Origin of the sequence: Pleurocapsa sp. CCALA 161 (assembly GCF_003003995.1) — a bacterium.
GTDB lineage: Bacteria > Cyanobacteriota > Cyanobacteriia > Cyanobacteriales > Xenococcaceae > Waterburya.
Genome location: NZ_PVWF01000052.1, coordinates 1 through 11,256, shown reverse-complemented (window position 1 = coordinate 11,256; position 11,256 = coordinate 1). Strand labels below are relative to the sequence as shown.

Here is an 11,256-nt window from a genome sequence, read left to right as displayed (position 1 = left end):
ACTGAATTCAATCAAGACACGGATTTAAACCTAGGCGAGGGCGCGGAAGATTTTGAGCCATCAGCAACCTACATTGACATCACAGATGTTGATGCACCTGAATTTAATCAAGACACGGATTTAAACTTAGGCGAGGGCGCGGAAGATTTTGAGCCATCAGCAACCTACATTGACATCACAAATGTTGATGCACCTGAAGTTGACTTGTCAACTGATGTCACTCCTAATATTGATGAGCAAACAAACAGTATCGATGGCGTGACTCAAGCAGATGATGCAGCAGCGTTAGGCATGTTTAACTATGGAGATAGTCAACAAACTTCTGATATTCAGGAATTTGAAACGTTTGAAACATCTTTCGATTTTTCAGAAGATACTACTCCTACTAACTTTGCCAATAATGTCGTTGCTGATGCTCAAACCACTTCCACTGATGAGATTAATAGTCTAGAAGAACTTACCCTAGATAATCTGACTAATCAAGCAGACTTTAATTTAGATGATATAACTATCGATAATGATGAAAGTCTGGATGATATTACCTTCGATGATACAACTGCTACAGAGGATCTAAGCTTTGATGAGGTTACTCTCGATGATATGGACAGCAATATCAATGCGAGTCTGGAAGAAATTACCTTTGACGAAGTTAACCTTGATGATGGCGATAGCAATATCAATGCAAGTCTGGAAGAAATTACTTTTGCTGATGGCAATAGTGACTTGAACTTTGATGAGATTACCTTTGAAGACACTAAAGTTTCTAACCGTAATTTTGTCAGTGATGCGGACTCAAGTACTAGTAATGAAGAGATCAACCTTAATGATTTAGGTTTTGAAGACCTTGGTAAAGCTAATACTGGTTCTTTCGACTTGTTAAGCGATAACAGGGCAGAAATTACTAGTTTGGACGATAATCAGTCTAACGATATGAACAATATTTCTGAATGGTTGGATAGTTTAGAAACTCCCAATCAAGACAGTGATAATATTACCGAGTGGTTAGATACTTTAGACAGGGATAGTTTTCATGCCGATCCTAATTCTGCTGAGGAAAACTTAAATTCAGAAGCAAATACAAAAGAAGCAAATGATATTTCCTTCCAATTTTTGGAAGATTTATTAGATAGAGATTCTGATTCTTATCGTAATAATCAATAGTTTTTGCAAGTCCCTAATGATTATTTACTTAATTTAATGATCGCAACCCTGTACCAAATTAATCTAGGTCAGGGTTTTTTATTGTTGCGGGGAATGTCTTTAATCGTGCTGCCGATTCCTTGAATGATGCCTTTACCCACTAAACCTAATCCTTTGCCAATTACCTGAGTTAGAACAAAGACTACACCACTACCGACCAAAGCAATCAATTTACGTACGATAGGGGCGATCGCATCGCGAATTTCAATCACGATAGTCGAAAACCAAGGTATGCCTGTCAGTTCATCTAGTTCAGTCTTACGAGGAGCATAAACATATATAGTTCTAATTACACCAGCGTTAATTACCAACAAACGATGACGACTTTCAAAAATATTTTGCGGGTGGGTAAAATAATTCTCCTGGCGGTATCGCCAAGAAAGTTGATTACGAAACCGAGCTATTTCGCGATCGCTACGGCATTCAGCTTTGTATAGCTTATATTTAAACACCTCTAGATCGTAAAAATTATTGAGGATCACCTGGATTACCCCATTAGCCAGATGAATAATCAAATTGTGGAGGAGAAATTCAATTCGGGCGATCGCTTCTGGATTATCTGATTGATAAACCATGTTGTCTATTACTAAACCAGGTTTACCCAAGAGATAGTCAAACAGTTCAGCAATACCATACAGATCGTTGAAAATATTTTGTTGGACTGTGGTGAGTTCTAGTCGGTAAATTTCTTCTAGCTGAAGTTGTTTTTCATTTGATCCATAATGTTGGCTAAAGAAATAGGCTGTAGACCATTGCCAAAGTTCTTCTAGATAAGCAGTATAATCTCGATCTAAGGTCTTGGCGATCGGGATTTGGGCAATAGTTTCACTCAGACGTTGAAGAATTAAATGACATAAGCTTTTGGCTATGGCTGGCTGAAGTAGATCGATTTCTAGGGGAATCTTGGTGCGATTATTTAACCCCATCTGAATATCTGTAACTACTCGTTCAAAAATAGTTTTGTTGGCAGAATCAGCAAATTCTGGGAGACAAGCTAATTCTGTGGGCGCAATCGGCACAATTGCACCATCGACAGGCTCAAGGTTAGCCGATTCTTTTAAGACAATTTCTTCCCCAACCAAACGACTAGATAACCACCGCGCAGACTGTAATTCTCGTTTACGTCCCACTAAAAAAACTCGTTCCCAGTCAGATAAATTAGGATTAGCTAATTTCTGCTCTATTTCTTGTAGCGTCTGTTCTAGTTCGATTCTCCCCGACTGACTAATATTCGCCAATGCCTGTTGCCAAAGTTGGGGCGTAACATCATTAGTTGACCAATAAGTATTGCCATAAGCAACGGCATACAAAGCTTCGACAATGCTATTAACACTAGCACCGCGATCGCAGTTACCTCTAACCCCCCAAGATTTAAGTTTGGCTATTTGCTTCGTTGCTAAATTAGGAGTTAGTAAAAATAGCGGTAGCTGAGGATATAACTGTCTCAACTGGCGAGTCAATTTTAGACCAGACTCTGACTCTGTATAGCTAATCCCCAACACCAAAACATTTAGCACCATACCTTGAGTAAGCTCTCTTAAGGTATCTTCACTTAGGTTACCCTCCCCCACAATTTCAAAATCAGCATATTGGGCGATCGCTGTGCGTAATCCCAAGCGGAAAATAGAGTCATGATCGACAATAAACAGTTTGATCTTAGCTTGGGTCATTTCGAACTGATGGCAGATTTAATCGCATAACTTGGCGACAACAATCAATTATATGGCTCATCTTGATATTGAACTAGCCTGAACCATAATTTGCCTAATTTCCTAGTTATGTCTGCTCAGTGCTACATCCCAAAACGGTATAATGTTTTTTTGACTCACTAATATTATTGTGTCTGAATCATTAAGCGATCGCTATTTTGCCCTCATTGACCAGATTGTCGAGCTTACTCTACAAGGGAAAATAAGTTCTGTTGAGCGAGTTTACGGAATACTCGTGGAACAAGTTGAAGCTGGCACAGGGGAAATTTTTGAACGCTGTTTGAGTCAACGCATCGATTCTGCCGAAGCACAGTTGGCAACGAAACTGAAAGCAGCCAGGATCGTCAGAGCCTTACAAACAATTGAAAAACAGTGGTTGCGCTGGCAAGAAGAGAATTTAGTCGCAGCAGAAATCTCAGAAACTGCCCAGATGATCATTACTGGCGATCCTGAAGACTATTTCCTCAGAACAGTAGATGTTCTCGATCCTAATCAAGAAAACCCCTTAACTATTGATGAATTAAGTCAATTGGCAAAGAACCTTCAGGCTGCTGCTAAAACCCAAGGGGATGCTCAATTAGCTCAAGACTGGCAACAGCTAGCCACAGGCATTACCGCTGGTTTAGAGTCTTTTACCATCCTAGAGGGAGACTTAGTTAGCTGGATGTATAGTTCGGGGAGTAATTTTTCAGGTTTTGGCGCAGAAAAACCAAATCCTTGGCAGATTTGGGGACAAAAAGTCACTAGTCCTCTACCTAAGCAATTATTTCAAACTCTGGGTCAACAGCAGTCAGCGATCGCTTTTGCCAGAGTAGCCAATAATCTAGAATTAAGAGCCTGGATTGAGTTAGCGATTTTGCTGCAATACCTCCAGCGAGGTTTAGTCACTTGGTACGATCAACAGCCTTATAATTCTAAGTTTGGTAAAGAGCTTTCCTATAGCACCCTGCTGACTTTTGCCTCAATTTGGTGCGAGCTATGGCAGGCATTTGTGGTGAGTAAACCAGCTTTGGCTGATGGCTGTTTTCTTGTCATGCTACAAATATTGCGCACTTTTGCCCAAAGAGAAGATTTTCCTCTTTATAGCGGTGTTTTTGCCTCCTTTTCAGGGGATTATCTCCAGGATACTCTCGATTACTTTGATGAACCTTTAAAACAGGTGGAGGGAACAGAAGATAAAGCCCGTATCCTAACTTTATTAGGCTATTCTCAGCGTACTGCGGGAGATTATCAAAAAGCGATCGCCTTCCATGAAGAAGCTCTAGAAATTGCGATCGCTGCGGACGATTATGCTTGTGAAGTTGCTAGTCTTAATCACCTTAGTCGTACTAATGTCAATCTCAAAAATTACAGCGAAGCAATCAAATATAGTCAAAGAGCCTTAATTGCCGCTCGTCAGGTAGGAGATAAATTAGGCGAGGCTAATGCTTCAGTTAACTTGGGCTATGCTAAAGTATTTGCTGCCCGTCAGCTTGATAGTATAGCAGCAGAAGACTATGCAGAAGCGGTGCGCTATCTCGAACAGGGAGTAGAACTAGCCTTAAAACAGGGAGATTCCCAGAGTCAAGCCTTTGGTAACACCAGCTTGGGTATTGCCTATGTGGTTTTAGAACAGCCGACTTCAGCGATCGCCTTTTTAACTAGAGGTGCAGAATTAGCCCAGTACTCTCGTGATGTCTATCTTCAGGGGTTGAGCTTTTCTTATCTAGCAGAAGCCTACTACAGCATCGAAGATCGCGGGGCAGCTATTACCTATGGCGCTTTAGGCATGTATCTTTTAAATCAAATCAATTCCGTTGAATGGAGACAGGTAGCAGGTTTACTTTCTATCCTGCAAGGGCAGATTGGCGCAGAATTTAAGAATATTTTGGGACAGCAGCGATCGCAAATTATCAGTTTAATTGGCGTTGATGGCTATGACTATCTACCCAAGCTACTCGAAGAATACAAACAAAATTAAAAAAATAATGCCCACCAAGACTTCTCACCAAGATTAAAGATTAAAAAATCACCAACTAAATTCACAATGTCAGAGAATATTTCTCCACAGCAAGAAACCACATTTTCTGAAAAATTAGCTGAAAAATCATTTAATCAACTCGAAGCCAAACCATTTCTCAAATGGGCAGGAGGAAAAAGACAACTTTTATCTGTAATTCAAGAATATTTACCTGCAAAATACACTGAATACTACGAACCCTTTATCGGCGCAGGGGCGATGCTTTTTTCCTTACAGCCCCAAAAAAGTACGATCAACGATAGCAATAGTGAACTAGTTAATTGCTATCAAGTAATTAGAGATCAACCAGAAGAGTTACTAAGGCTTTGTCAACAACATAGAGAAAATAATACCAAGGAATACTATTACCAACTACGGGAACAAGATCGCCAAGATGACTTTGCTCTGCGCACTCCTGTAGAACGAGCAGCGAGAATTATCTATCTCAATAAAACCTGTTTTAACGGTTTGTTTCGGGTTAATAACAGTGGTCAATTTAATGTTCCTTATGGCAAATATAAAAATCCAGTCATCGCCGATCCTACTGTAATTAGAGCCATTAGCGCCTATCTCAACCAAGCTCAGGTACACATTTTTAACGGAGACTTTGAGCAAGCCGTAAGTAAAGCCCAAAAAGGTGCATTTATCTACTTCGATCCACCATATTACCCCCTCTCTAACACCTCATCTTTTACTGGCTATAGCATGAATAGCTTTGATGAAAAAGAACAAGCAAGACTAAAAAAAGTTTGCGATGAATTGACTAAGAGAAATTGTCAGGTGCTAGCTAGCAATTCAGCAGCACCCTTGATTAAATCTCTTTATGATGATCCGAACTATGAAGTAGTAGAAGTCAAAGCCACTAGAACGATTAATGCAGTTGCCTCCAAAAGAGGCAGAATAAACGAACTACTGATTTACAACAAATATATGCTCAAAAAGGATCAAAAATAATCGAGCTGGGAAAATTCTGTTTGAAGAAGAACATCTTTGGGCATAAATAGAGCAAAACGATATGATCAAACGAGAAACAAGGGTTGATTAAAATATTTTCACTAACAGTAATGAGTCAAACAGTAGATGTAGTAATAATTGGTAGCGGTATTGGGGGTTTATGCTGTGGTGCGCTGCTGGCAAAGTATGGTTATAAGGTAGTAGTATGCGAGAGTCATGCGATCGCTGGAGGTGCTGCCCATAGTTTTGAGCGGGATGGCTATCGGTTTGATTCGGGACCTTCTTTATATTCAGGCTTGTCTACCAGCCCAACTAATAATCCGTTGCGTCAGGTACTAGATATTATTGATGAAGACCTAGAATGGGCAAACTACAATGTCTGGGGTTGTCGGCTACCTGAAGGCGATTTTAACGCTTACGTCGGCGCAGATCATTTTTGTGAAATATTACGAGAATTTCGGGGTGAGGATGCAGTAACCCAATGGCGGAAACTTCAAGCAACGATGAAACCCTTAGCGATCGCAGTTAATGCCTTACCTCCCCTAGCAATGCGCTTCGATTTAGGGGCTGCGATTAGTATGGGTCAATATCTCCCAAATACCCTCAAACACTTGCCGAATATTCTGCGCCTGACAGCCCCTTTTAGTAAGATTATGGATGAAGTGGTTAGCGATCGCTTTATTCGCAACTGGCTGGACTTACTGAGTTTCCTGTTGTCTGGTTTGCCTGCCGATGGTACTGTCGGCGCGGAAATGGCGTTTATGTTTGCTGAATGGTACAAGCCAGGGGTGCAGCTAGATTATCCTCTGGGTGGTAGTGGAGCGATCGTTAATGCTTTAGTGAGAGGAATAATTAAACGAGGTGGCGAAATAATTTATAATGCCCATGTTGAACAGGTTTTAGTAGAAAATAAGCGCGCTGTGGGAGTGCGTTTGCGTAACGGTCAAGAAATTAGGGTAAATAAGGCAGTAGTTTCTAATGCCTCGATCTGGGATACTTTATCTTTAATTCCCGAAGACGTATTACCGCCAAATTTTGTGACAGAGCGAGCCAATACTCCCGAATGTGAAAGCTTTATGCACCTGCATTTAGGTATCGATGCCAGAGGATTAGAAGATCTTGAATGTCACTACATTGTGGTCAACGATTGGGACAAAGGGATTACCTCCCCGCAAAATGTTGTGGTAATGTCCATTCCTTCTGTCTTAGATCCTCGCCTTGCTCCTGCTGGAAAACACGGGATTCACGTTTACACTCCTGGTAATGAACCTTATCGACTTTGGGCGGGAATGGATCGCCGTAGTGAGGCTTATCAGCAACTCAAACAAGAAAGAGCCGAAGTAATGTGGGCAGCGTTAGAACGAGTTATTCCTGATATTCGCGATCGCGTAGAACTAACTCTAGTGGGTACGCCCCTAACTCACCAGCGCTATCTCCGTCGCCATCACGGTACTTATGGCCCTGCCCATCGAGCAGGTCAAGCCCTATTTCCTGGCTCAAACACTCCCTTATCAGGCTTACTCTGCTGTGGTGATTCCACTTTTCCTGGGATCGGCATTCCTGCTGTGGCTGCTAGTGGTGCGATCGCAGCTAACACCATTGCCCCCCTACAAAAGCACTTGGAAATTTTAGCGCTAAACTGACAGGAAAATAATCGAGTTAAAGCAAGTCTTAATATAGCAATACTAGACAATGTATTTATAAATTAATTAAATTGAAAAAATGGATTGGTATGATTAATGTTAGATTTGCTGAACCCCAGGAAGCGACTTTGATCTATGAACTTATTCATGATAAAGCAGAATTTGATCGTAGCATCGGGGCATATTCAGCTAAGATTCAAACAACACCAAAAAAAATACAACAAACGATCTTTAGCAATCAACCTTTTGCCTATGTTCTCCTGGCGGAAGATAACCAAAATAAAATTGGATTTGCACTATACCAATTCAGATATTCTTCTTTTGTTGGACAACCGAGTATTTGGCTGGATGATTTATTTGTTAAACCAGCGATGAGAAGCAAGGGTACAGGTACTCTATTAATGAAAAAGTTGCAACAGATTGCTAAACAAAATAACTGTAGTCATTTATCTTGGACTGCGGATGCTAGAAATTTTAGGGGATTAAGTTTTTATCAGCGTTTGGGTGCAGAAGTTATTGAACAAAAAGGCGATCACTGTTTTTTGAATTGGAGTCTGGAAAACAATAATACTATTGATAGATCAGGTTAGTAGTAGTTTTAATACAAGTATCAATAAGCTTGAGCTAGATGATAGATCGGTTTCTCTACGAAAAATCTACGACGCATCTGGAATGTCTAATTATTCCTTTTGTGTATAGCTATGTTGATGGTCAGGATATATATTCTTATGCCTTATTATCCGAGCAAGGATATACCAGCATCTTGCATCAAGCAGAGAATCCCGCCAAATTATATTCTGGCGAAATTGAAGGTATTATAGCGATCGCCAAACAGCATCTTGATACCCAGATCACTTTAGCAGGATCGCATTATTTTCGCCAGCGCTATACCTATGATCACAACCTGATTATTATTCATCAGCAAGTCAACAAATGCTTTTACGATCACTATGCACCCAGTAAACTAGTTAATATTGCTGCACCCAAAATTTTCTTTAATGCTTCAGACTGCATTGATTGGGTCAAGTTAGGTTTGCAACGTAATACAAACCTATAAAATTAAAATTAATTAACTTCTTGAACCACTACAAAAGGCTGCACAATTAGAGCAACAAATTGTTTTGCGGGAGTTTGATTCCACTCCGTCAGCTGTTGGGAAGATGGTTTAGCAATTGATTGACTACCAATCCATTTTTGGACGGAGACTGTATTATCTTCAGCGATCGCTACTGCCACTTCTGCCAGTTCTAACTCGTCCTTAATGACAATGATCGCATCTCTTTTAGCATGAGGCTGCAATTCTTGCCAGGAAATATCAGCAACATCTTGTTCAAGTTTTTCTTTTAAACCAGGCATAAATACAGCAAGTTATTGTTTCTTTGCTAATTATCTTAAAACTATCTCAAGAGCTTTTCAATCCCTTGATTTTTGCTTTCAATTCAGCAACCATATCTAATAAATCCTTTTGAGCGATCGCTTGTTGTTCCCCTGATGCCAACCATTTTAAGTTAACGCTCTGGTTTTCTGCTTCTGCATCTCCAATGACTAAACAGGCAACTGCACCACTGCGATCGGCTCTTTTAAACTGTTTACCAAAGGCACTTCCGCTCAGGTCTAGTTCAACACCTAAATCCAGACTGCGTAACTTTTGTGCTAATAATAATCCCTGTGCTTCGGCGGCTACACCGCGAGACACAATATATAAATCAGGACTATTAACAGCAATAGAGTCAAGTTGTTGTAACAACAAGACTAATCTTTCCATACCAATTGCCCAACCTACTGCTTGAGTTTCAGGCCCACCTAATTCTTTGACTAAGCCGTCATAACGCCCTCCACCACATACTGTTGCTTGTGCGCCCAAGTCATTAGATTTGATTTCAAACGCCGTATGGGTATAGTAGTCCAAACCTCTCACTAAACAGTGATTTATTTGATACTTAATATTTAAATCCCTCAGTAACTGCAAAACCGTATCAAAGTGATTTTTCGATGCTACGCTGAGGTGTTCAGTAATTTTAGGCGCATTTTGAGCAATTTCTTGAGTCTGAGGATCTTTGCTGTCTAGAATCCTTAATGGGTTACGAATCAAACGCTCTTGACTATCTGCGTCTAGATCATTTTTATAAGGTTCTAGATAACCTACTAAAGCTGCACGATAGTTCTGGCGATCTTCCCCGTTACCTACCGAATTAATATCCATCTCCAAATTTTGTAAACCGAGAGTTTGCAGAATATTGTTTGCCAAAGCAATTACCTCCGCATCGGCGCGAGGAGCATCACAACCCAATAATTCTAGTCCTACCTGATGAAACTGGCGCTGACGACCAGCTTGAGGACGTTCATAACGAAACATTGGTCCTGTGTACCACAGACGCTGAACTCCTCCTTGAGCGTAAAGCTTATTCTGAATATAGGCTCGTACCACTCCCGCTGTACCTTCAGGTCTGAGGGTAATTGATTGATCGCCTCGGCTACTAAAAGTGTACATCTCTTTGCCAACCACATCAGTAGCTTCCCCAATACCCCGCTCAAATAAAGCCGTCTGTTCAAAAATTGGCGCTCGAATCTCTCGATATACTGCCCGACCTAATATTTCTGCTACCGTCGCTTCAATCAACTGCCAGTAGACAACTTCCTCTGGCAATATATCTCTAGTTCCTCTTAATGCTTGAATCATTTATTGTTTACTTGCTCAAAATCAAATTAGGTAGTGCTGTTATGCTAATAGTTATTAGCTATCTTTACTGCTGAACCCTAGTTTAGTGTTTTCAACTTGACCATCTCAGTAAATTAATACGATAAACTGCACAATTACCAACAATTTTTTGTCTACCTAAGTATGACCTCTTTGCTATACTGCTTTTTAAATCGCTTTTACCTAAATTTATAAAGTTTTGATGAAGATATTTTAGCGATCACAATAACTCATTTGTTTAAGTTAACTGGCGATTTTTTCTATTTTTGGGATTTTAATATATGATAAATTTTACCGTACAATCAAAATTTTTTGTGACTGGTCAATTTTTCAAGCAACAAGTTTTTGTAACATGACTATAATTACAATCAATTATATGGTTACTATTTAAAATCTTTTACAGCCTTGTTTGAGTATTAAACAGTACTTAACAGCTAATTTAAGATGATAGTGTTTTTTGTCAGCATCAACTCCTACTGCAATAAAATTATTCAGTAACATTTAGAGTTATAGTTAAAAAACTAAAAAAAAATTATCAAAGATAATGTTATTATCTTTTCAAGGCTTTTTTGTGGTTACTGTTAACAAAAACTTGATTCAATCTTTAAACATATAAACAAAATTAATCGCTAAAATTATTAAAGTTACCATTGTTCTCATCCGTTGCTATCTCTTGAAGAGTTTTCCATCCTGGTAGCCAAAGGGAATCATCTTTAAGTTGAGACGCATTCAGCCAAAAGCGAGTTTGGGGATCACAAGAGGCTACCATTTCGGCAAAAACCCATTTTCCTTGATTTTGGCGGTCAATTACTTGGAAATGTCTCCAGCCCCAGGTTTTTTGAATTGCCGTCCATTTTGAGCCAATTAAATAGGGGAACTTTCGTTTTTGCTTTTTCGACATTTTAACCTCAAGAGATAATAATGATTCTCTAGTCGCAATAATTTACTTTTTTGATTGTGATATTTTTATGAAAACTACATCTGTTTTGTATCAATTATTTTTAGAAAGAATTAATAGTTACAGTGCGATCGCCTTATGTTTCTGTTTAACAC

General features: G+C 39.6%; 10 protein-coding genes. 6 read left to right on the top strand and 4 right to left on the bottom strand.

Annotation, left to right across the window (positions count from 1 at the left end):
• Positions 1 to 1,161, top strand: a 1,161-nt coding sequence (locus tag C7B62_RS13750; protein ID WP_158260682.1) for a hypothetical protein, incomplete at its 5' end; no start/stop codon positions are given.
• A gap of 68 nt (positions 1,162 to 1,229) precedes the next feature.
• Here the strand turns inward: C7B62_RS13750 and C7B62_RS13745 are convergent.
• Entirely contained in the window at positions 1,230 to 2,870 is a 1,641-nt protein-coding gene (locus C7B62_RS13745; protein WP_106237150.1) for a DUF3685 domain-containing protein, read from the bottom strand.
• Positions 2,871 to 3,039: 169 nt separating this feature from the next.
• Here C7B62_RS13745 and C7B62_RS13740 point away from each other — a divergent pair, with 169 nt between their 5' ends.
• The 5 genes from C7B62_RS13740 (at position 3,040) to C7B62_RS13720 (ending at position 8,562) form a co-directional block, all read left to right on the top strand.
• Positions 3,040 to 4,869, top strand: a complete 1,830-nt coding sequence (locus C7B62_RS13740; RefSeq protein ID WP_106237147.1) for a tetratricopeptide repeat protein — start codon at positions 3,040 to 3,042, stop codon at positions 4,867 to 4,869.
• A gap of 66 nt (positions 4,870 to 4,935) precedes the next feature.
• Positions 4,936 to 5,862 (top strand): DNA adenine methylase, encoded by a 927-nt coding sequence (locus C7B62_RS13735; protein WP_106237143.1) that lies wholly within the window; start codon positions 4,936 to 4,938, stop codon positions 5,860 to 5,862.
• A 110-nt stretch (positions 5,863 to 5,972) separates the two neighbouring features.
• On the top strand, positions 5,973 to 7,505 hold the full coding sequence (locus tag C7B62_RS13730) for an NAD(P)/FAD-dependent oxidoreductase (protein WP_106237139.1): 1,533 nt from the start codon (positions 5,973 to 5,975) through the stop codon (positions 7,503 to 7,505).
• Between the two features lie 71 nt (positions 7,506 to 7,576).
• Positions 7,577 to 8,095 carry a GNAT family N-acetyltransferase gene (locus tag C7B62_RS13725; RefSeq protein WP_233219956.1) on the top strand — a complete coding sequence of 173 codons (519 nt, stop codon included), beginning with the start codon at positions 7,577 to 7,579 and terminating at the stop codon, positions 8,093 to 8,095.
• 38 nt (positions 8,096 to 8,133) lie between these two features.
• The gene (locus C7B62_RS13720) at positions 8,134 to 8,562 is read left to right on the top strand and encodes a hypothetical protein (RefSeq protein WP_199194192.1); all 429 of its coding nucleotides are present in this window, start codon (positions 8,134 to 8,136) and stop codon (positions 8,560 to 8,562) included.
• An 8-nt stretch (positions 8,563 to 8,570) separates the two neighbouring features.
• Here C7B62_RS13720 and C7B62_RS13715 read toward each other — a convergent pair whose 3' ends face one another.
• From C7B62_RS13715 to C7B62_RS13705, 3 genes are all read right to left on the bottom strand, one after another.
• Positions 8,571 to 8,861: a DUF2288 domain-containing protein gene (locus C7B62_RS13715; RefSeq protein WP_106237136.1), complete on the bottom strand. Its 291-nt coding sequence runs from the start codon at positions 8,859 to 8,861 to the stop codon at positions 8,571 to 8,573.
• Positions 8,862 to 8,907: 46 nt separating this feature from the next.
• Positions 8,908 to 10,185 carry a histidine--tRNA ligase gene (gene hisS / locus C7B62_RS13710; RefSeq protein ID WP_106237131.1) on the bottom strand — a complete coding sequence of 426 codons (1,278 nt, stop codon included), beginning with the start codon at positions 10,183 to 10,185 and terminating at the stop codon, positions 8,908 to 8,910.
• 640 nt (positions 10,186 to 10,825) lie between these two features.
• The gene (locus tag C7B62_RS13705) at positions 10,826 to 11,104 is read right to left on the bottom strand and encodes a TIGR02450 family Trp-rich protein (RefSeq protein WP_106237127.1); all 279 of its coding nucleotides are present in this window, start codon (positions 11,102 to 11,104) and stop codon (positions 10,826 to 10,828) included.
• Between the last annotated feature and the right edge of the window lie 152 nt (positions 11,105 to 11,256).

Coding starts and splice junctions, on each gene's coding strand:
- C7B62_RS13730 (WP_106237139.1), top strand. CDS start 5,973: ATGAGTCAAACAGTAGATGTAGTAATAATTGGTAGCGGTATTGGGGGT.
- C7B62_RS13705 (WP_106237127.1), bottom strand. CDS start 11,104: ATGTCGAAAAAGCAAAAACGAAAGTTCCCCTATTTAATTGGCTCAAAA.
- C7B62_RS13745 (WP_106237150.1), bottom strand. CDS start 2,870: ATGACCCAAGCTAAGATCAAACTGTTTATTGTCGATCATGACTCTATT.
- C7B62_RS13715 (WP_106237136.1), bottom strand. CDS start 8,861: ATGCCTGGTTTAAAAGAAAAACTTGAACAAGATGTTGCTGATATTTCC.
- hisS (WP_106237131.1), bottom strand. CDS start 10,185: ATGATTCAAGCATTAAGAGGAACTAGAGATATATTGCCAGAGGAAGTT.
- C7B62_RS13720 (WP_199194192.1), top strand. CDS start 8,134: ATGATAGATCGGTTTCTCTACGAAAAATCTACGACGCATCTGGAATGT.
- C7B62_RS13735 (WP_106237143.1), top strand. CDS start 4,936: ATGTCAGAGAATATTTCTCCACAGCAAGAAACCACATTTTCTGAAAAA.